The sequence below is a fragment of the Bradyrhizobium sp. 61 genome (assembly GCF_023073075.1).
Classification (GTDB): Bacteria; Pseudomonadota; Alphaproteobacteria; order Rhizobiales; family Xanthobacteraceae; genus Bradyrhizobium; species Bradyrhizobium barranii.
This window is the reverse complement of record NZ_JADPIU010000006.1, coordinates 67,668-88,000: the sequence shown is the minus strand read 5'-3', so window position 1 is coordinate 88,000 and position 20,333 is coordinate 67,668. Positions and strand designations below refer to the sequence as shown.

General features: G+C 64.1%; 21 protein-coding genes. 9 read left to right on the top strand and 12 right to left on the bottom strand.

All coding sequences use genetic code 11. The annotated features are described in order from the left end of the window. Positions 1–50: 50 nt before the first annotated feature. Positions 51–578 (top strand): DUF3124 domain-containing protein, encoded by a 528-nt coding sequence (locus tag IVB46_RS02200; protein WP_346016105.1) that lies wholly within the window; start codon positions 51–53, stop codon positions 576–578. Positions 579–666: 88 nt separating this feature from the next. Continuing rightward, positions 667–1,899, top strand: a complete 1,233-nt coding sequence (locus IVB46_RS02195; RefSeq protein ID WP_247314146.1) for a PLP-dependent aminotransferase family protein — start codon at positions 667–669, stop codon at positions 1,897–1,899. 8 nt (positions 1,900–1,907) lie between these two features. Here IVB46_RS02195 and IVB46_RS02190 read toward each other — a convergent pair whose 3' ends face one another. Continuing rightward, positions 1,908–2,180, bottom strand: coding sequence for a helix-turn-helix domain-containing protein (locus IVB46_RS02190; protein ID WP_014497240.1), 273 nt, complete (start codon positions 2,178–2,180; stop codon positions 1,908–1,910). A 156-nt stretch (positions 2,181–2,336) separates the two neighbouring features. Here IVB46_RS02190 and IVB46_RS02185 point away from each other — a divergent pair, with 156 nt between their 5' ends. Both IVB46_RS02185 and IVB46_RS02180 read left to right on the top strand, forming a co-directional pair. Continuing rightward, positions 2,337–2,789, top strand: coding sequence for a hypothetical protein (locus IVB46_RS02185; protein ID WP_247314149.1), 453 nt, complete (start codon positions 2,337–2,339; stop codon positions 2,787–2,789). Between the two features lie 153 nt (positions 2,790–2,942). Continuing rightward, the gene (locus IVB46_RS02180; RefSeq protein WP_071917652.1) at positions 2,943–3,164 is read left to right on the top strand and encodes a hypothetical protein; all 222 of its coding nucleotides are present in this window, start codon (positions 2,943–2,945) and stop codon (positions 3,162–3,164) included. A gap of 281 nt (positions 3,165–3,445) precedes the next feature. Here the strand turns inward: IVB46_RS02180 and IVB46_RS02175 are convergent, their stop codons facing one another. The 5 genes from IVB46_RS02175 to IVB46_RS02155 form a co-directional block, all read right to left on the bottom strand. Then, the gene (locus IVB46_RS02175) at positions 3,446–4,264 is read right to left on the bottom strand and encodes an aldo/keto reductase (RefSeq protein WP_247314150.1); all 819 of its coding nucleotides are present in this window, start codon (positions 4,262–4,264) and stop codon (positions 3,446–3,448) included. A gap of 305 nt (positions 4,265–4,569) precedes the next feature. Then, complete coding sequence (locus IVB46_RS02170) at positions 4,570–6,144, bottom strand: alkaline phosphatase D family protein (protein ID WP_247314152.1); 1,575 nt, start codon at positions 6,142–6,144, stop codon at positions 4,570–4,572. A 118-nt stretch (positions 6,145–6,262) separates the two neighbouring features. Further along, complete coding sequence (locus IVB46_RS02165; RefSeq protein ID WP_247314154.1) at positions 6,263–6,682, bottom strand: hypothetical protein; 420 nt, start codon at positions 6,680–6,682, stop codon at positions 6,263–6,265. A 109-nt stretch (positions 6,683–6,791) separates the two neighbouring features. After that, on the bottom strand, positions 6,792–7,793 hold the full coding sequence (locus IVB46_RS02160; protein WP_247314156.1) for a nitronate monooxygenase family protein: 1,002 nt from the start codon (positions 7,791–7,793) through the stop codon (positions 6,792–6,794). A 62-nt stretch (positions 7,794–7,855) separates the two neighbouring features. Beyond that, on the bottom strand, positions 7,856–8,593 hold the full coding sequence (locus IVB46_RS02155) for an SDR family oxidoreductase (protein ID WP_063986596.1): 738 nt from the start codon (positions 8,591–8,593) through the stop codon (positions 7,856–7,858). Positions 8,594–8,758: 165 nt separating this feature from the next. On the opposite strand from IVB46_RS02155, the gene IVB46_RS02150 reads away from it, so the two are divergent. Further along, the gene (locus IVB46_RS02150) at positions 8,759–9,223 is read left to right on the top strand and encodes a helix-turn-helix domain-containing protein (RefSeq protein WP_247314158.1); all 465 of its coding nucleotides are present in this window, start codon (positions 8,759–8,761) and stop codon (positions 9,221–9,223) included. Positions 9,224–9,316: 93 nt separating this feature from the next. Here IVB46_RS02150 and IVB46_RS02145 read toward each other — a convergent pair whose 3' ends face one another. The 3 genes from IVB46_RS02145 to IVB46_RS02135 form a co-directional block, all read right to left on the bottom strand. Continuing rightward, positions 9,317–9,691, bottom strand: coding sequence for a PRC-barrel domain-containing protein (locus IVB46_RS02145; RefSeq protein WP_247314159.1), 375 nt, complete (start codon positions 9,689–9,691; stop codon positions 9,317–9,319). Between the two features lie 108 nt (positions 9,692–9,799). Next, the gene (locus IVB46_RS02140) at positions 9,800–9,991 is read right to left on the bottom strand and encodes a hypothetical protein (RefSeq protein WP_071916075.1); all 192 of its coding nucleotides are present in this window, start codon (positions 9,989–9,991) and stop codon (positions 9,800–9,802) included. Then, positions 9,975–10,133, bottom strand: a complete 159-nt coding sequence (locus tag IVB46_RS02135) for a hypothetical protein (protein ID WP_166350489.1) — start codon at positions 10,131–10,133, stop codon at positions 9,975–9,977. Before IVB46_RS02135 ends, IVB46_RS02140 begins: the two co-directional genes overlap by 17 nt. Before the next feature lie 177 nt (positions 10,134–10,310). Here IVB46_RS02135 and IVB46_RS02130 point away from each other — a divergent pair, with 177 nt between their 5' ends. Continuing rightward, the gene (locus tag IVB46_RS02130) at positions 10,311–10,571 is read left to right on the top strand and encodes a hypothetical protein (protein ID WP_028148230.1); all 261 of its coding nucleotides are present in this window, start codon (positions 10,311–10,313) and stop codon (positions 10,569–10,571) included. 137 nt (positions 10,572–10,708) lie between these two features. Here IVB46_RS02130 and IVB46_RS02125 read toward each other — a convergent pair whose 3' ends face one another. The 3 genes from IVB46_RS02125 to IVB46_RS02120 form a co-directional block, all read right to left on the bottom strand. Next, positions 10,709–10,915 (bottom strand): hypothetical protein, encoded by a 207-nt coding sequence (locus IVB46_RS02125; RefSeq protein WP_166350487.1) that lies wholly within the window; start codon positions 10,913–10,915, stop codon positions 10,709–10,711. Between the two features lie 81 nt (positions 10,916–10,996). Then, on the bottom strand, positions 10,997–11,128 hold the full coding sequence (locus tag IVB46_RS44815) for a hypothetical protein (protein WP_256376429.1): 132 nt from the start codon (positions 11,126–11,128) through the stop codon (positions 10,997–10,999). A 117-nt stretch (positions 11,129–11,245) separates the two neighbouring features. Beyond that, positions 11,246–11,440, bottom strand: coding sequence for a hypothetical protein (locus tag IVB46_RS02120; protein WP_063984949.1), 195 nt, complete (start codon positions 11,438–11,440; stop codon positions 11,246–11,248). Between the two features lie 94 nt (positions 11,441–11,534). Between IVB46_RS02120 and IVB46_RS02115 the strand changes: the two genes are divergently transcribed. From IVB46_RS02115 to IVB46_RS02105, 3 genes are all read left to right on the top strand, one after another. After that, positions 11,535–12,047: a DUF4142 domain-containing protein gene (locus IVB46_RS02115; RefSeq protein ID WP_247314162.1), complete on the top strand. Its 513-nt coding sequence runs from the start codon at positions 11,535–11,537 to the stop codon at positions 12,045–12,047. A 461-nt stretch (positions 12,048–12,508) separates the two neighbouring features. After that, on the top strand, positions 12,509–18,802 hold the full coding sequence (locus IVB46_RS02110; protein WP_063984951.1) for a HAMP domain-containing protein: 6,294 nt from the start codon (positions 12,509–12,511) through the stop codon (positions 18,800–18,802). Between the two features lie 14 nt (positions 18,803–18,816). Continuing rightward, a complete protein-coding gene (locus tag IVB46_RS02105) occupies positions 18,817–20,307 on the top strand; it encodes an HWE histidine kinase domain-containing protein (RefSeq protein WP_247314164.1) in 1,491 nt (496 codons plus the stop codon). The last annotated feature ends 26 nt before the right edge of the window (positions 20,308–20,333 follow it).

The following is a 20,333-nucleotide window of genomic DNA, read 5'->3' as shown; positions in this document are numbered from 1 at the left end:
TGCCGCACCCTAGGGCCAGGTTGCGGCGCGGCAAGCGAGCAATTCGTCACATGCGAGCAGGGCTTTTCGCAGCAATGCTGCTATGTCCCCTCGCCTCTGCCGTGCCCGCAGCCGCGCAATCCAAGGTCAATATCGAACAAAACTTTGCCGATTCGCTCACCACACTGCCGAAGGAGGAGCTCGCCGTGTCCGGCGGGTTCTATGTGCCCGCCTATTCCAGCGTTGCGATGAGCCAAGGCAAACTACGTGTCGACTTCTCGGTGACGCTGAGCGTTCACAACGCCTCCGAGACCCAGCCGCTGGTCGTCAAACGCATCGCCTATTTCGACACCGCAGGCAAGCAGGTCGAGACCTACCTCAAGGGTCAGGTGGCGCTGAAGCCTCTGGCCACCGTCTCGATCTTCATTCCGACCGACGACGTGCGCGGCGGGACGGGGGCCAACTTCCTCGTCGACTGGGCCGCAACAGGCGAGATCGCCGAGCCCGTGGTCGAGGCCTTGATGGTTGGCGGCGTCGCCAACGCGCATTACGCTTTCATCAGCCAGGGCCGTCCGACCCGGACGGCCACAAAGAAGTAGAGGCCGTCCGACGAGGACGGCCGGCAAGAAGTAAGGCACACCGGCGCAAGGCCGGCCGCTCAACAAGAACAAAACGAGGAACGCTCCCATGACGTCCAGCTTCGATTTCGCGCCCCTGTTTCCCGCAGGGCTGCCGGCCCCTTCTGCGCGCTGGACGGGCCTCGCCAAGTACAGTTTCGTCGGCGGCAACAACGATTCCGAGCAGTTGCCGCTCGACGGGCTGATCGAGGCGACCAATTCCGCCCTGCAAAAGGAAGGCCGCTCGCTTGCCACTTACGGCCTGGCGCATGGCCCGCAGGGCTACCTGCCCCTGCGCGAATTCCTGGTGACAAAACTGAAGCGCGACGCCGGCATCAACTGCACGGTCGACGACCTCCTGATCGTCTCCGGCTCGCTCCAGGCACTCGACCTCGTCAACGCAACGCTGCTGACACGCGGCGATACCGTGATCTTCGAGCAGGACAGCTATCAGGGCTCATTGACCCGTCTGGCACGGCTCGGGGTCAACGTCGTCGGTATCCCCCTCGATAAGGACGGCATGCGCATGGATGTGCTGGCCTCGACGCTGGCCGATTTGAAGAGCCGCGGCATCCGGCCGAAATACATCTACACCATCCCGACCGTGCAGAATCCGACCGGCAGCATCATGCCGGAAAGTCGCCGCGCTGAACTGGTGCGGCTCGCGGCCGAATATGGCGTACCCATCTTCGAGGACGATTGCTATGCCGACCTCGTCTGGTCGGGGCAGCGACCGCCGGCGATCCACGCGATGAGCCCGAACGGCGGCGTGATCCATATCGGCTCGTTCTCGAAATCGATCGCACCGGCGCTGCGCGTCGGCTTCATCGTCGCGCCCTGGGATGTGATGTCGCGGATGCTGGCGCTGAAGACGGATGCAGGCTCCGGCGCGCTGGAGCAGATGGTGCTGGCCGCCTATTGCACGCCGCATTTCTCGACCCACGTGCCGGCACTGACCAAGGCACTGCGCACCAAGCTCGATACGCTGATGGAGGCGCTGAACGAGCAGTTCGGGACGGCGGCCGAGTTCGAGGAGCCCAAGGGCGGCATCTTCCTGTGGGTGAAGCTGCCCGACCAGGTCGATACGCTAAAGCTCTATCAGGCCGCGCTCGCCGCCGGCGTGTCGATCAATCCGGGGCCGGAATGGTCGACCAACAAGCCCCATTCCAGCTCGCGGCTCAGGCTGTGCTTTGCGAGCCCCTCGCATCAGCAGATCCGCGAGGGCGTCGCCGTGCTCGCCGAGGTGTGCCGCAAGGAGTTCGGCGTGCCGGCCCGCAGCGCCAACGTGGAGAAGCGGGCCTAAGACCCGCTTCAAGCCACCTGAGGCTGGCTGCCGTGGATCGCGGAGGCCAGCCGCAGCAGCAGGACGATCGAGACGTTGCCCTTGCCGGCCTCGATCTGGGCGATGTAGCGCTCGGAAATCCCGGAGCGGCGTGCCAGCTCCCGGCGCGACAGCTCGCACCGAGCACGCGAGGACCTCAAGCGCTCGCCCAGCTCGGCCAGGAACGCGGTCTCGGAATAAGGCGGCACGGCACAGCTCCCCGGCAGTACCTCGCCCGCGAAATCCACGACTTGATTCAGCATCGCTCTCACCAACTTCGCCTTCGGGAGCGCCATCCTACCCTTGATACGACCGGCCTCATTGACGCGGATCAAATTCGCGCGCGATTGCCAGCTCGCGTGGACGATCGCGCGCGGGATGCTACACTTGGACTTGTTCGAGGCGGGGTTTTTCAGGACATGACGCGTTGTCTAGGCTGCTGGATCGCGGCGGCGGTGCTGTGGATTGCGTTCGCGCCCGCGGCCCGCGCCGAGACGCTTGCGGCGATGGTCGAGCAATGGGGCCTGCTCGGCTCATGGGCGGTCGATTGCGCGGCTCGGCCCGACCGCGACAAGGGCTCGCTGTTGACTTACGAGATCAGGACGGACGGCCGGGTGATGTACCGGCGCGATTTCGGCGAGGCCAAAGACGAGAACGAAGTGGTGTCCGCCACTGTCGACGCCGAGGGCCTGCTCAATGTGATGGTGTACTTCCCATCGCTGCACCAGACACGTGAGTTCGGGCTGCTGCTGGCGAAGGACGGCAGCCTGCACGCGATCTACAATCGCAGCGAGCGCGGTGTGTACACGATCAGGGACGGCAAATACGTCGCGACAGGCGCGCCGACACCAGCGCAGCAACGCTGCGATTGAGCATCACGTTTGAGCATGATCGTTCGGAAAACCGCTTCACACTTTTCCGGATCATGCTCCGTCTGAACATCCATTCAGAATTCTCTTCCAGTTCCTCCGGAACGTTCGCACACATGCACCGTTCTCATGTGCATTGAATTGGAGGAGGACATCATGAAGAAGCTTGGTTATGTGGTTGCGGCTCTCGGCGCGCTCGCGATCGTTGCACCGACGATGGCGAATGCCGAAACGGTGGTGATCAAGAACGGCTACCATCATGGCTACGGCGCCCGCGCCGAAATGCGCGAGCATCGCGACCATGGCTGGCATCGCGGCTGGCACCATCACGACCGGGTCGTCGTGGTCAAGCGCGGTCACCGTCACCATTGGGATTGATGCGTAACACATCATGGAAATGGCCCCTCGTGGGGCCATTTCTTTGCGCTCTTTCTTCCTTCTCCCCTTGTGGGAGAAGGTGGCATAGGCGGCCTTCGGCCGCCGTCCCTAAGAACGCCGATGCTTCGCATCGGCTACGGCGCCGGATGAGGGGTTGCTTCAGCGCATTCAATGAGAATTGGACTCGCGGATGGAGACCCCTCACCCGTCTCGCCGCTACGCGGCGAGCCACCCTCTCCCGCAAGGGGAGAGGGTAAGGGCGGTGCGTTCAGCGTCGAGTTTTAATCCCACGCCGGCGCAAATCCTGGATTGACGCAACGCCCGTCCTTGGGCAACGCCGCGATCTTCTTGCGGTCGGCATCGTCGAGCGTGATCTTCAGCGCATCGAGATTGGCCTGCTGGCTCTCGCGGCGCGAGGCCTTCGGGATCGCAGCGACACCGTTCTGGTCGAGCAGCCATTTCAGCGCGACCTGCGCGGCGGTCGCGTTGTGCCTGGCGCCGATCTCGGCCAACGCCGGATCTGACGCGATGCGTCCTTGCGCGAGCGGGCAATAGGCGACCAGCGGGATCGATTTGGCGTTGAGATAGGCCAGCACCTTCGATTGATCGAGCATGGCGTGATATTCGATCTGGTTGCAGGCGATCGGCGCCTTGATGTCCTCGACCGCGATCTTGAGCAGCGCCGTGGTGAAATTGGCAACGCCGATCGCCCGCGTACGCCCCTCCTCCTTCAGCTTCATCAGGGTCTCGAACACCGCGCCCCAGTTCGCGGATTTCGACGGCCAGTGCACGAGGTAGAGATCGACATGGTCGAGCCGGAGCTTGGTCAGGCTGGCGTCGAAGGCGCGGCGGATCGCACCGGGGCTGAGATTCTCGTGCCAGACCTTGGTCGTGACATGCAGCTCGCCGCGCGGCAGCCGGGCCGCGGCGAGCGCGGCACCGATCGGTTCTTCATTGGCGTACATCTCGGCGGTGTCGATATGGCGATAGCCGATCGACAACGCGCTCTCGACCGCCGCGCGGCAGGCATCGCCCTGCATGCGGAAGGTGCCAAGGCCGAGCTTGGGCATGCTGATGCCCTGAGTTTTGAGATTATCCATGGGTCAACTCCTGACGTATTTCAGCCGCCGAACACGCGGTGGGGTCGCGAGGGCAGACTCTTCGGTGATGGAAAAGAGGTGGCGGGAACGGAGATTATAGCGCAGCAGACGCGAGGCGGCCAATCAAGATCGGGTTAGTGCTGGGATGCGCGATCCCTCCCCCACCGTCATGCCCGGGCATAGCCGTCTGAAGGACGGCGTCGCTTCCGCTCGCCTATGCCCGGGCACCCACATTCTCAGGGCCGAGCAGCAGGGCGTGGATGGCCGGGTCAAGCCCGGCCATGACGACGGAGAGAGTTGCCCACTCACGAATGCTGCGCCACCACAGCCGGGCGCGTCTGCGGCTGCGGCACGATGTCGACCGACCAGAGGTCGCGGTTGTCGACGTCTTTCAAGGTCACGGTCATCACGCCGCTCGCACCGTCGATATCGACCCTGCCGAAGAACTGCAGGCCGAAGCACGGCGCAAGGTTCTCCCCCTGCGCCTCGCTGCAGCCGTTCTGATACATCGCGACGGGCCCAAACGTATTGTCGAGCTCGCCCGGACCCCAGGTGCCGGCATGCAGGGGTCCGGAGACGAATTCCCAGAACGGCTCAAAATCCTGGAATTGCGCCTTGTTCGGATCGTAATAATGCGCGGCGGTGTAGTGCATGTCGGCGGTGAGCCAGACGATGTTGCGGATGCCGGCGCGCTTGATGGAGCTGAGGAGATCGGCGATTTCGTGCTCACGCCGATCGGGCGCTCCATTGCCGAGCGCGACGGCATCGAGACTGACGAGGCCGATCGGCAGGTCGGCCGCGATCACCTTCCAGGTCGCACGCGAAGCGGCGAGCTCCCGCTTCAGCCATGCGAGCTGCTCGGCACCGAGAATCCAGCCGCGATGGTCCTCGCCCTTGTTCCAGCTGTCGTCACGATAGCTGCGCATGTCGATCATGAAGACGTCGAGCAGCGGACCGTAAGCGATCTTGCGATAGACCCGGCCCTGTCGTGCGCCGATGTCGCGGATCGGCATGAAGTCGAAGAAGGCGCGGCGGGCGCGCGCGACCAGGCGCGGCGTGCCGTCGTCCTCATAGCCGGCGTCGTCATAGCTGCCGGTCGGCGACCAGTCGTTGGTGACCTCGTGATCGTCCCACTGTGCGAACATCGGCACCTCCGCGTGGAAGGCGCGAAAATGCTCGTCGAGATGGTTGTATTTGTAGTTGCCGCGGAATTGCGCCAGCGTGTGCGCGGCCTCGGCTTTCTCCTCGGTCACCAGATTGCGCCAGGTCTCGCCGTTCGGCAGCTTCTGCTCGGAGGGAATCGTGCAGTCCGCGTAGATGTGATCGCCGGAGTGGATGAAGAAGTCCGGGCGATTGTCGAGCATGGTGCGATAGCTGCGATAGCCGCCGCGCGAGATGTCGATGCCCCAGCCCTGCCCCGCGACGTCGCCTGACCACACGAACGAGATCGATTGCCCTGCGGCCGGCGCGGTGCGGAAATGGCCGACGCGGCTTTCGCCGGCAATGCCGGTGGCGATGTCGTCGAAGCGCACGCGATAGAAGATGTCCTGCCCGGACGGCAGATCGTTCAGCAGCAGCTTTGCGGTGAAGTCGGCATCGGGCAGCGCGTCGCGCGAAGTTGACGCCATGATCGTCTTGAAACTCTCGACGGTCGCGCATTCCACCTGCATCCGCGCGGGCCGGTCGGCGCGCGCCCAGATTACGGCGGAGCCATCCGAGACATCGCCGGACTGAATGCCACCCGCGATTTGCGGGCGATCGGCGGCGCGGCTGACGGATGGCTTTGCGAGTGTGCCGAGCGCGGCAACGGCGAGGCTTGAAGTCGAGCGGACCAGGAACTGCCGCCGGGTCCATGCGCGCGAGGCGCGGAGCGTTGCCATTCAGGAAACCTTCGTCGAATCGCGACGGAAGGTGCCTGCGCTCCTTGACTCCTATCCTGACGGTTTCTTGACTCCGGGCCTACGGTTTTGCGACGCCCGGATGACGCGAGAGATCCGGCTAGTGCTTCCAGTTGCAAATGCCGCCGGTGCGGCACGGCCAGGTCTGGATGCGGGTGTCCATCGCCTGCGCGTCCAGCGGATTGCCGCGACGATGTGCAAGCTTGGTGCGCGCTGCGCCGCGCGGCTGGGCGCTCCTGGCATGAACAACCTTCGGCCCGGTCACGTGCACGCGCTCGGCGGCAACTTTCTTCGGCACGTCGATGGGTTCGCCGCGCGCCTGCGCCTCGTTGCCACCCTTCGCCTCCAACGCGACCGGGGCGAACTGCGTCTCGGGCCCAAGCCGCTTCGGCGACAGCACCGCCTTGGAGAGATCGAGACCGAGATATTCGTCGGGCTTGTAGTCGTCAGCGCGCGCAATGCCGCCCCATGCGAGCACGAGGGCAACGGCAACTGCAAAAGGAACGCTCTTCAGGACCACGGACGCCTCCTGAAATCACTTATTTCAAGGGGTAATTTACCTCTATTTAGGAGGCGTCACGCGCAATTCCAGCGGCGAAGTGCCGCCGTGGTTAAGAAGTTTGGCGGTGTCAGGCGACCTTTCGCGCTGCACCCGTCCCGTCCAGGAACCCCATCAGGCGGCTGCGGATGATCTCTTCCGCCTCATCCATGATGCGATCGACGAGCTCCTTGCAGGAGGGAATGTCGTGGATCAGTCCTGCAACCATGCCGCAGCTCCAGGCGCCCGCGTCCATCTGGCCGTCCAGCATGATCTTCGGATAGACGCCCGCGACCTGGTCGTGGATATCGTCGATGCTCAGCTTGGCGCCCTTCTCGCGCTCGATCTCGAGCAGACGATCGACGTTGGCATTCTTCAGCACGCGCTCGGTATTGCGCAGAGCGCGCATGATCAGGCGGGTGTCGAGCTCGGTGGCCGCAACAAGCGCGTTCTTCACGTTCTGATGGACCGGTGCTTCCTTGGTGGCGATGAAGCGCGTGCCCATGTTCATGCCGGCCGCACCCAGCGACAGCGCCGCGACGAGGCTGCGCCCGTCGGCCATGCCGCCGGAGGCCACGAACGGAATCTTCAACTCCTCCGCCGCACGCGGCAGCAGGATCATGTTGGGAATGTCGTCTTCGCCGGGATGACCGCCGCACTCAAAGCCGTCGACGCTGACGGCGTCGCAGCCGATGCGCTCGGCCTTCAGGGAGTGGCGCACGGACGTGCATTTGTGGATCACCTTGATGCCGGCGGCCTTCAGCGCAGGCATATATTGCTCTGGACTGCGCCCCGCCGTCTCCACCGCCTTGATGCCGCCTTCGACGATGGCCGCGATGTATTCCGGATAAGGCGGCGCCGCAAAGGTCGGCAGGAAGGTGAGGTTCACGCCGAACGGCTTGTCCGTCATGTCGCGGCAGCGCGCGATTTCCTTCGCGAGCAATTCCGGCGTCTTCTGCGTGAGACCCGTGATGATGCCGAGCCCTCCGGCATTGGAGACGGCAGCGGCCAACTCGGCAAAGCCGACGAAATGCATGCCACCCTGAATGATCGGGTGCTCGATGCCGAACAGTTCGGTGATCGCGGTCTTCACGTAGGGGCCTCCCGGATTTCAGTTTGTATTGGGATCAGTCTAGCCGCAGTCTTGCTCCGCGGTCACCATTTCTCTCCGAAGGGACGGATCTCCATCTCGAAGGTCCAGGCACTCTTCGGCTGCTGATAGAGCTGCCAATAGGCATCCGCGACGGACGACGGCGGCATCAGAAGATCGGGATTATCAAGCGCATTCGCCCCGAGCGCTTCGAGCCGGCGCTGCCGCACCCACTCGGTGTCGACGCCGGAATCGATGATGAGATGGGCGACGTGGATGTTGTTCGGCCCGAGCTCGCGCGCCATCGCCTGCGCCACCGCGCGCAGTCCGAATTTTGCGCTGGCAAAGGCAGCAAAGCCGCTGCCGCCGCGCAGGCTCGCCGTCGCGCCGGTGAAGAAGATGTTGCCGCCACCACGCGGCAGCATCAGCCGTGCCGCTTCGCGGCCGGCGAGGAAGCCGGAATAGCAGGCCATCTCCCACACTTTCCGGAACACGCGCTCGGTGGTGTCGAGGATCGGGAAATTGACGTTGGCGCCGACGTTGAAGATGCAGACTTCGAGCGGCGCGTGCTGGTCGGCGTCATTGAGGAAGGAGATGACCTCCTCCTCTTTGCGTGCATCGAGCGAGCGCGCGTGAATCTCGCCGCCGGCGGCCTCGATGTCCTTCACCAGCGGCGCCAGCTTGTCGCCGTTGCGGCGGCCGGCGAAGACCGTGAAACCTTCCGCGGAAAATTTCTTGGCGATCTCGGAGCCGATGAAATCGCCGGCCCCGATCACGGCGGCTGTCGCGTTTCGCTTGGGCAAGGTCGCCTCCTCCGGTGAGAACGGTATGTGATTGGGCCGGAGGCTATAGTTCTAAAATAGAACTGTCAAACTACGGGGGTGAATGGTAACCTGCAGCGAGAATAGCGCTGATCATTCAAGTCAGTTCCTTTTTCTGACTTACTACCCTTTGCCGGAGATCGCGACATGAAGTGGGACACGCTGGATGAAGAGCCCTGCTCGCTCTCCCGCACCGTCGCCGTGGTCGGCGACCGCTGGACGCTTCTGATCCTGCGCGAATGTTTTTTACGCGTGCGCCGGTTCGAGGGATTTCAGTCCTCGCTCCAGATCACGCGGCACCTGCTCTCGGAGCGTTTGAAGAAGCTGGTGCGGTTCGGCATCCTGCGCCGCGTCCCCTATTCCGAGGCGCCCAAGCGCTACGAATACATCCTGACGCAGAAGGGCCTCGACCTCTACCCGATCATCATGGCGATGGTGCATTGGGGCGACACCCACATGGGCGACGAGCGCGGCCGCCCGCTGCTGCACCAGCACAAGACTTGCGGCAAGGAGTTCGACCCCGTGATGGTCTGCTCGGAATGCGGTGAGCCGCTGCATGCGAAACAGGTGCATGTGCATGCGGGGCCGGGGCGGAAGGAGGCGGTGAGGTAGAGTGCGCCAAGCAAAAGGTGTCGTGCCCCGGCTCGACCGGGGCATCCAGTCGGTGGGCCGTTCCTTGCTCATCGGATCGCTTTCCATTGGGGCTTACGCGAAGGGAACGCCGTAGTACGAGTTGATGCCGCGGACTGCCGCGTCGTCACCCCAGTTCCAATCGCTGCGTTCACCGTATTTCGGCGCGCCTTCGAGCGTCTTGGCGGTGATCCCGGTGACATAGCCGCCGAGCTCCGTATCGTATTTGAGCGACTGCCAGGGCAGCGGATAGTGATCGTTGCCGAGGCCCAGGAAGCCGCCGAAGGCGAGCACGGCGTAGGACACCTTGCCGCTGACCTTGTCGATCATCACGCGTTCGATCGAACCGATCTTGTTGCGATCGGCGCCATAGACCGATGTTCCCTCGACCTTGTCGCTGCCGATCAACCTGTCCATCTCGCTGCGGTCCAACTCGCCTTGTTTCAGCATTCCAATTCTCCACTCGGCCAACGTGTGGACCAACCGGGTCGGCGAGCGAACGTTCCGGCGCATGTTCTGGTGGTCGCATCAGACACGGAGCACGGTCGCCAGGGGCGATCAGCGAGCGGCCGCGGCCTCCGGTAGCATCAGGAAATCATGCATCGCGGCAGCAGTCTGAAGCTGATCGATGCGCGCCATAACAGAATCGCGCTGCTGTCCATCCGGCAAGCCCGACAGTTCGTGCTCGAGCCGCAGCTGCTCTGCCTTGAGACGTTGTTCGAACGTGTGGGGCTCAGATCGTCTTCGCATCTTCCGTCCTCGGTGGTTGCAGCCCCGAGCTGTTGGCCCAGCGCTCGACTTGCTCGATGACCTTCTGATGGCTCGGACGCACCGGTTTGGGCGCCTCGGGCTCTTCGGAAAGCTTGCGGGGTAACCTGACTTCCTCCGTCATGGCCTCTTCTCCCTATCTTCCGAAAGAATGCGCCACCGCCAGAGTTGTTTCAATAATAACTTATTGATTTTACTAACTATTTTTACTCATCTGGCGATTTTTCCGACTCTTGTGGAACTCGCGCCAAACTCGTTCGTTGAGCAAGCTACTCAACTTACTCACTTTGCGTGATCGACCATGAATGACCTTCGCGCCGAGCGCCTTCAGGTCATGCTCTCGCCGGAAGAGTTGGCCGCTGTCGATGATTTCCGATTCAAGCACCGCATGCCGACGCGCGCTGCGGCGGTCCGAGAGCTCCTCAAATTCGGGCTCGCAGCCGCGGGCATCGAGACGAGCATCGACCCGTCGGCAGGCATCAAATCAAGCGAGTTTGGTGTCTTTGGTCGAGGTCCCGAAGGACACGCGCCCGCGAAGCCCGAGGGCGACACCGAGGATTGAGTCTCTCCCAAGCAAAAACGACCCCGGCACAGTGGGGTGCCAGGGCCATCCTTGGAGATTGCTTCCGGCGCACCGGGGGCATGACAGCCGGAAGCAATCCGTCGACTCGTCGCGAAAGGATTCGTTCCTCGCGAGAACTAGCCGGTCGGCGCGTCGCCGGAATCGTCCGGCATCACGCCGGAGCCAGGTGTCTTGGTGTTGTCGTTGAGCTTGGGATCGCGCGTCGCTTCGCGCGACGGCGAGCCCTTCGAATCCGTCTTGTGCACGGATTGCGCGCGCTGCTTGTCGCGCGGTTGATCTTCCGCCCGCTTGTCCTTGACGATGCCGTGGTCGGAATGCGCCATGATGTCCTCTCGCCTCTCCAGATGTCCTGAAGCGCTTACGCGCCGGCACAACGAATGTTCCAGCGCGCGAGGCCCGCAGCGCTAACTATGCGTGGCGTGGATCGCCGCCGATGCATTCTCCAGATGCACCTGCCGCACCGTCGTCACTGTCGCGAACGCGACCGAGACGCCAAAGGCGAGAATGAGCGAGAGAAGAGCCAGACGTGGAGCCATCGCAAAACCTCCTTCTGGAATCGAAATCAACGCGATCGACCGTTCGTGAATGATCCTGGATTGGTTGCTTGCATTCCGTGAGCGGTCTCACACGCAGATTGACGAGAATGAGAACGCTCACGCATCCTGCGTTCGGAGGACGCGGACCTTTACGGGCGGGATTTCACCGTCCAGCCAGTCCTGCTCGTTCGCCAATGCCGTCCAGGCATCCGCCATGCGCAAATAACGCTTGTGGGTGGGCTGCCCTTCCGCGCGCTCGGCGAGCTGAAGGCAGTTGTCGGCGTTATCCCTGAAGATGTCAGACTGTTTCATACAGAAGATGTGGGAACGGAACTCTCGCTCCGCAATCGCCCTTACCGGATCGTAACGCGAGGGAACTTCGCACGCCATCGGTTATTGGAGATGCATGAGGATTCTCGTCGCGATCATCCTGGCTTTCATCAGCACCTCGGCGTTCGCCGACAATATGGGTGAGCGAACGGCCGGCGACCGCGTGCCGACCGCAACCGATGTCATCACCGGCCTCTACGCCTTCAGCCGTTTCCAGCAGGGCCTGCTGGAGAGCACCGACCTGAAAGGCAATGCGGAGGTGAAAAATCTCGCGGCCCTGCGCGCCGAGGAGGCGGGCAAGCGCGACAAAACCCTGAAGCAGATTCAGGACGCGATCGGTGCGGAGCCGCACGCCGGCAAGACGACGTCAGTGAGCGCAAGCCTCGTCGAGCCCGAAAATGCGGATGGACCGACTTACGTCAGAAGCTTCTATGCCGCGCAAATCCCCGAATATGACTCCGCCATCAACCTGCTCGAGCGCTATCTGAAAGCGCCCGACAATCCTGCCCTCGCCGCCTTCGCGCGCAATCAATTGCCGATGCTGCGCACGCAGGTGAAAGATGCGGAGCGCACCATGGCAGACAAATAGCAGCCCTATTTGTCTTCCGGATGATGCTGCTGGCTCTCCGGCCGCACCGTACGGTTACTCTCGGGCATCTTGTGCCGGCCAGCATCGCCGTTGTCGTCCCTCCCCGAAGTCGAGGTGCCGCTGCCGCTGGGGTTCGATCTGGTCGCGGTCCTCGTGGCCTGTGAATCAGCGTGCGGCGTGGCGGAGCTTGCGGCGGGGTCGCCAGTCACAGCCTCTCGCCCGCTGGGCGCGCCAGCCCCCTCTCCTAGGACGGCTCGGAGTTCTGGTGCAGCGGCCGGCCGGCTTTTTCCTGAACGGGATGGAACCATCGTCACTCCTCATCGTTATTTTGGCCGGGCTGAGCACGGCAGGTTCCAATTCCAAGCGCCGCAACGTTGGCGCTTGATTTCGAATTTGGCTGACGCTCTATTTTGACAACTGCGTCACGCCTTGGATTCGGCCGACGCCGCGGGGGAATCAGTATGAGCGACCTCGATCCCGGAACTGCATCACGCTCCGGTCGTCGCGTCCCAAAGCCAAAAACCAACGGTATGTCGGACCCGGATTCGCGGCCGGAATTGCTGCTTGCCTTGCAGGCCATGCGCAGCGGCGATTTTTCGGTGCGGATGAGCGGGGACTATCTCGGCATCGACGGCAAGATCGCCGACACTTTTAATGAAATCATCGCCGCCAACCAGCGCATGGCGCAGCAGCTCGAGCTGGTCGGTCAGGTCGTGGGGCGCGAGGGCAAGACCCGCCAGCGCGTGAAGTTCGGCCTCGCCAGCGGCTCCTGGGCCGACATGGAAGGCTCCGTCAACACGCTGATCGACGACCTCCTGTGGCCGACGCGCGAGGTGACGCGCGCGGTCGCGGCGGTGGCGCAAGGCGATCTGCTCCAGACCGTCAAGCTGGACGTCGATGGCCGCCCGCTGCGCGGCGAATTCCTGCAGTCGGCGACCATCGTCAACACCATGATCAAGCAGCTCGGCGTGTTCACCTCCGAGGTGACGCGCGTGGCGCGCGAGGTCGGCACCGAAGGCAAGCTCGGCGGCCAGGCCCAGGTGCCTGAGGTGACCGGCGTCTGGAAGGATCTGACCGAGAGCGTCAACTCGATGGCGAACAACCTGACCAACCAGGTTCGCAACATCGCCGAGGTCACGATCGCGGTCGCCAACGGCGACTTGTCCAAGAAGATCACCGTCGACGTGCGCGGCGAGATCCTTCAGCTCAAGGAAGCCATCAACACGATGGTGGACCAGCTCCGCTCCTTCGCCTCCGAAGTGACGCGCGTGGCGCGCGAGGTCGGCACCGACGGCAAGCTCGGCGGACAGGCGATCGTGCCCGGCGTCGCCGGCACCTGGAAGGACCTGACCGACTCCGTGAACGCGATGTGCGGCAACCTCACCGCCCAGGTCCGCAACATCGCCAACGTCACCACCGCCGTGGCGCGCGGCGACCTGTCGCGCAAGATCACGGTGGACGTGCGCGGCGAGATCCTGGAGCTGAAGGACACCATCAACACCATGGTGGACCAGCTCAACTCCTTCGCCTCCGAAGTGACCCGCGTGGCGCGCGAGGTCGGCACCGAGGGCAAGCTCGGCGGCCAGGCCCAGGTGCCAGGTGTCGCCGGCACTTGGAAGGATCTCACCGACAACGTCAACTTCATGGCGTCGAACCTGACCGCGCAGGTCCGCAACATCGCCGACGTCGCGACCGCCATCGCCGGCGGCGACTTGTCGAAGAAGATCACGGTGACCGTCTCGGGCGAGATCCTTCAGCTGAAGGAAACGCTCAACACCATGGTGGACCAGCTCAACGCGTTTGCCGGCGAAGTCACGCGCGTCGCGCGCGAGGTCGGCACCGAGGGGCGGCTCGGCGGTCAAGCCAACGTGCTCGGCGTCGCCGGCACCTGGAAGGACCTCACCGAGAGCGTCAACTCGATGGCGTCAAACCTGACCGCACAGGTCCGCAACATCGCCGAGGTGACGACGGCGGTCGCGGGCGGCGATCTGTCGAAGAAGATCACCGTGGACGTGCGCGGCGAAATCCTGGAGCTGAAAGACACCATCAACACGATGGTGGACCAGCTCAACGCCTTCGCCGGCGAAGTCACCCGCGTCGCGCGCGAGGTCGGCACCGAAGGCAAGCTCGGCGGCCAGGCCCAAGTGCGCGGCGTCGCCGGTACCTGGAAGGACTTGACGGACTCGGTCAACTCGATGGCCTCGAACCTGACCGGTCAGGTCCGTAACATCGCCGAGGTCGCGACCGCCGTTGCGAAGGGCGACTTGTCGAAGAAGATCACCGTGAACGTGTCGGGCGAAATCCTTCAGCTGAAGGAAACGCTCAACACCATGGTGGACCAGCTCAACGCCTTCGCTGGCGAAGTCACGCGCGTGGCGCGCGAGGTCGGCACCGAAGGCAAGCTCGGCGGCCAGGCCCAGGTGACGGGCGTCGCTGGCACCTGGAAGGACCTGACCGACAACGTCAACTCGATGGCGGGCAATCTCACCGCCCAGGTCCGGAACATCGCCGAGGTCGCAACCGCCATCGCCGGCGGTGACCTGTCACGCAAGATCACGGTGGACGTGCGCGGCGAGATCCTTCAGCTCAAGGACACGCTGAACACCATGGTCGACCAGCTCAACCGCTTCGCGGGCGAGGTGACGCGCGTGGCGCGCGAGGTCGGCACCGAAGGCCGGCTCGGCGGCCAGGCCAACGTGCCCGGCGTCGCCGGCACCTGGAAGGATTTGACCGACAGCGTGAACTCGATGGCGGGCAACCTCACCGCCCAGGTCCGCAACATCGCCGAAGTGACCACCGCTGTGGCGCGCGGCGACTTGTCGCGCAAGATCACCGTGGACGTGAAGGGCGAAATCCTCGAGCTGAAGAACACCATCAACACCATGGTGGACCAGCTCAACGGCTTTGCCGGCGAAGTGACGCGCGTGGCGCGCGAGGTCGGCACCGAGGGCAAGCTCGGCGGCCAGGCCGAAGTGCCCGGCGTTGCCGGCACCTGGAAGGACCTCACCGACAACGTCAACTTCATGGCCTCCAACCTGACGGCCCAGGTCCGCAACATCGCCGAGGTCGCGACCGCGATCGCCGGCGGCGACCTGTCGAAGAAGATCACGGTGGACGTGCGCGGCGAGATCTTGCTGCTCAAGGACACCCTGAACACGATGGTGGAGCAGCTCCGCTCCTTCGCCGCCGAAGTGACCCGCGTCGCGCGCGAGGTCGGCACCGAGGGCCGGCTCGGCGGTCAGGCCGTCGTGCCCGGCGTCGGCGGTACCTGGAAGGATCTCACCGACAACGTCAATTTGCTGGCCGCGAACCTCACGACGCAGGTCCGCAACATCGCCGAAGTCACGACCGCGGTCGCGCGCGGCGACTTGTCCCGCAAGATCACCGTGGACGTGAAGGGCGAGATCCTCGAGCTGAAGAACACCATCAACACCATGGTGGACCAGCTCAACGCGTTTGCCGGCGAAGTCACCCGCGTCGCGCGTGAAGTCGGCACTGAAGGCGAACTCGGCGGCCAGGCCCAGGTGCCCGGTGTGGCCGGCACCTGGAAGGACCTCACCGACACCGTCAACTTCATGGCGGCGAACCTGACCGAGCAGGTCCGCGGCATCGTCAAGGTGGTGACCGCAGTTGCGAACGGTGATTTGAAACAAAATCTCACCGTGAAATCCAAGGGCGAGGTCGCGGCGCTCGCCGACACCATCAACAACATGACCGAGACGCTCGCGACCTTCGCCGACCAGGTGACGTCGGTGGCGCGCGAGGTCGGCGTCGAGGGACGGCTGGGCGGCCAGGCCGACGTGCCCGGCGCCGCCGGCACCTGGAAGGACCTCACCGGCAACGTCAACCTGCTCGCGGCCAACCTCACCTCGCAGGTGCGCGCGATCGCGGAAGTCGCGACCGCCGTGACCAAGGGCGACCTGACGCGGTCGATCCAGGTCGACGCCCGCGGCGAAGTCGCCGAGCTGAAAGACAACATCAACACGATGATCACGAACCTCCGTCTCACGACGGACGTGAACACCGAGCAAGACTGGCTGAAGACCAACCTCGCCAAATTCACCAACATGCTCCAGGGCCAGCGCGATCTCACCACCGTCGGCCGGCTCCTGCTGACCGAATTGTCGCCCCTGGTGAACGCCCATACCGGCGTGATCTACCAGGTCGAGAACGAGGATAGTCCGCGGCTCCTGCTGCTCGCTTCCTATGCCGGCGACGGCGTCTATCCCTATCAGCGCGTGCTCCCGCTCGGCGACGGCCTGATTGGCCAATGCGCCCTCGACAGACGGCCGCGCGTCATCGCCGACATTCCACCCGACGTGGTGCCGATCAACTCGGCGCTGTTCCGCGTCGCGCCAAAGAACCTTGTCGTGCTGCCGGTGCTGTTCGAAGGCCAGGTCAAGGCGGTGATCGAGCTCGCCTCGCTGACCTCGTTCACGACCTCGCAGATGACATTCCTCGAGCAGCTTACCGACTCCATCGGCATCGTGCTCAACTCGATCGAGGCGACGATGCAGACCGAAGGCCTGCTCAAGCAGTCGCAGCAGCTTGCCGGCGAGCTTCAGACCCAGCAGCGCGAATTGCAGCAGACCAACGACCAGCTCGAACAGAAGGCGCAGCAGCTCGCCGAGCGTAACGTCGAGGTCGAGCGCAAGAATCAGGAAATCGAGCAGGCCCGCCGCGCACTGGAGGAAAAGGCGACCGAGCTCGCGCTGACCTCGAAGTACAAGTCCGAATTCCTCGCCAATATGAGCCACGAGCTGCGCACACCGCTGAACTCGATCCTGATCCTGGGACAGCAGCTCACCGACAATCCGGATGGCAACCTCTCGGCCAAGCAGGTCGAGTTCGCCCGCACCATCCATGGCGCCGGCACCGACCTGCTCAACCTCATCAGCGACATCCTGGATCTCTCCAAGATCGAATCCGGCACGGTGACGGTCGACGCCGAGGAGATTCTGACTGCGAACCTGCTCGAGACCGTCGGGCGGCCGTTCCGGCACGAGGCGGAAAACCGCAACCTGTCGTTCAAGATCGACGTCGACCCGAACCTTGCGCGCAGCATCGTCACCGACTCCAAGCGCCTGCAGCAGGTCCTCAAGAACCTGCTTTCCAACGCCTTCAAGTTCACCGCCGAGGGCGAGGTGCGCCTAAAAGTCGTCGCCGCGGTCGGCGGCTGGGGCACGGATCATCCGGTGCTGAACTCCGCGCCGGCGGTGATCGCGTTCGAAGTGACGGACACTGGCATCGGCATTCCCCTGGAGAAGCAGAAGCTGATCTTCGAGGCGTTCCAGCAGGCGGACGCCGGCACCAGCCGCAAATACGGCGGCACCGGTCTCGGACTTGCGATCAGCCGCGAGCTCGCGAGCCTGCTCGGCGGCGAGATCCATCTGCGCAGCGCGCCCGGCAAGGGCTCGTCCTTCACGCTCTATCTGCCGCTGAAATATTCCGGCCCGACGCTCGCGCCGCGTGCGCCCGCGCCGCAGCAGTACAGTCAGCCACCGGCGTTGCAAGCGGCTGCACCCGAACAGCAGCGCGTCATCGAGCAGATTGCCGACGACCGGCTCAATCTCGAGCCCGGTGACACCATCCTGCTCATCGTCGAGGACGATCCGCATTATGCGCGCGTGCTGGTCGATCTCGCCCGCGACAAGGGCTTCAAGGTTCTGGTCGCCGCGCGCGGCGCGGAGGCGCTGGAGCTTGCGAAGCAGTACCAGCCGCGGGCCGTTTCGCTCGACGTGTTCCTGCCTGATATGCTGGGCTGGACGGTGCTGAGCCAGCTCAAGCACAATCCGCTGACCCGCCACATCCCCGTGCAGATCATCACGCTCGACGAGGACCGGCAACATGCGCTGGCACGCGGCGCCTTCTCCTTCGTCAACAAGCCGACCACGACCGAGGGCGTCTCGGCCGCGCTGACGCAGATCAAGGAATATGCGCGGCCGCGGCGCAAGCGGCTCCTGATCGTCGAGGACAACGAGGCCGAGCAGCTCTCGATCCGCGAGCTGCTGCATCACGACGACATCGAGATCGTGACGACGGATACCGGCGCCGGCGCGCTCTCGACACTGCGCGAGGCACCCTGCGATTGCGTGGTGCTCGACCTGCGGCTGCCCGACATGAGCGGCTTCGAGGTGCTGGACCAGATCCGCAACGACGAGAGCCTGTCGAACGTTCCGGTGGTGGTCTTCACCGGCCGCGAGCTCTCGGCGGAGGAAGATGCGGAACTCCACACCATGGCGCGCAGCATCGTGGTCAAGGGCGTGGAATCGCCGGAGCGCCTGCTCGACGAGACCGCCTTGTTCCTGCATCGCGTGATCACGGAACTGCCGGTCGAGAAGCAGCGCATGCTGGAGAAGCTGAACAGTTCCGACGAAGACCTGATCGGCAAGACCGCCCTGCTCGTCGACGACGACGCCCGCAACATCTTCGCGCTGTCGAGCGTCTTGGAACGGCGGGGCATGAAGGTGCTGACGGCCACGACCGGCCGCGAGGCGGTGACGCTGGTCGAATCCAATCCGGAGATCGCCATAGTGCTGATGGACATCATGATGCCGCAGATGGATGGCTATCAGACCATCGGCGTCATTCGCGAAAATCCGGCCTTCGCCCGCCTTCCGATCATCGCGCTGACAGCCAAGGCGATGAAGGGCGACCGTGAGAAATGCCTGGAAGCAGGCGCGTCCGACTACCTCGCCAAACCCGTCAACACCGATCAATTGCTGCTTGCAATCCGCATGTGGCTGCACCGCTGAGTTTGGATCCGCGAATGGACCACGAAAAGGTCAACATCCTCCTCGTCGACGACCAGCCGGCCAAGCTGCTCGCCTACGAGGTGATCCTGAAGGAACTCGGCGAGAACCTCGTGATCGCATCATCGGGCCGCGAGGCGCTGGAGGTGCTGCTCAAGACCGAGATCGCGGTGATCCTGGTCGACGTCTGCATGCCCGAGCTCGACGGCTTCGAGCTGGCCGCGATGATCCGCGAGCATCCGCGCTTCCAGAAGACCGCGATGATCTTCATCTCCGCTATCCAGGTGAGCGACATCGACCGGTTGCGCGGCTATGAGATGGGCGCGGTCGATTACGTGCCGGTGCCGGTCGTGCCGGAGGTGCTGCGCGCCAAGATCAAGGTGTTTGCCGAACTCTACCGCAAGACGCGCGAGCTCGAACGGCTGAACCGGGAGCTCGAGGACCGCGTTCGCGCACGCACGGCCGAGCTGGAGAATTCCACCGCAAAGCTGCGCGAGAGCGAAGAGCGGCGCAGCATGGCTATCGCCGCCGGCAAGATGGGATCGTGGGACTGGGACTGGGTCAACGGCGACTGGATGTGGGACGAAGGCCAGTACCGCATCTTCGGCGTGACGCCGGAGACCTTCAATGTCACCTCAGCCAACATCCAGGCGCTGCTGCACCCTGATGACGTCGACCAGTTCGGCCAGGCGATTGCAGCGTTCAATACCGGCGCGCACGCCTATGAAGGCGAGTTTCGCGTCAGCCGGCCCGATGGCGAGGTGCGCTGGTGCGTCGGCACGGCGGCCGCGACGGTGGATCAGGGCGGCCGCGTGGTGCGCGTGAGCGGCGTCACCGTGGACATCACCGAACGCAAACGCGCGGAAGAGAGACAAAACCTGCTGGCACGCGAGGTGGATCATCGCGCCAAGAACGCGCTGGCGCTGGCGCAATCGATCGTGCGCCTCACCCGCGCCGACGAGGTCAAGGCCTACGTGAACGCCGTCGAAGGGCGCATCAACGCGCTGGCGCGCGTGCACACGATCCTGTCGCTGTCGAGCTGGCAGGGCGCCGAACTCTCGAGGCTGATCGACGAGGAGCTCGCGCCCTACTCGCTCGGCGGCCAGATCAAGCTGGCCGGTCCGGAAGTTCAGCTGGCGCCGGCGACAGCGCAGACGCTGGCGCTGGCGCTGCACGAGCTCTTCACAAACTCGGCGAAGTATGGCGCGCTCTCGACGCGGTCGGGGCGGCTCGCGATCGGCTGGCAAGTCGAGGACGACCACCTCACACTGACCTGGGACGAAACCGGCGGCCCGCTGGTGAGGACGCCGAAATCCCGTGGCTTCGGTACGCGGAGCCTGCTTGCCAGTGTGGAATCGCAACTTGGCGGACAGGCGGAATTCAACTGGCGTGCCGAAGGCCTGTTGTGCCGCCTTGAGGTGCCGCTGACGCGGAAGACCGTAGCGCCGTCGGCCGCGAGCAAGTTCGACGCGGCTCCGTCCGAACCCCTTCAGCGGGCCTCAGGCTAGAGCGTTTGCGAGCGACGTGGGCTCCG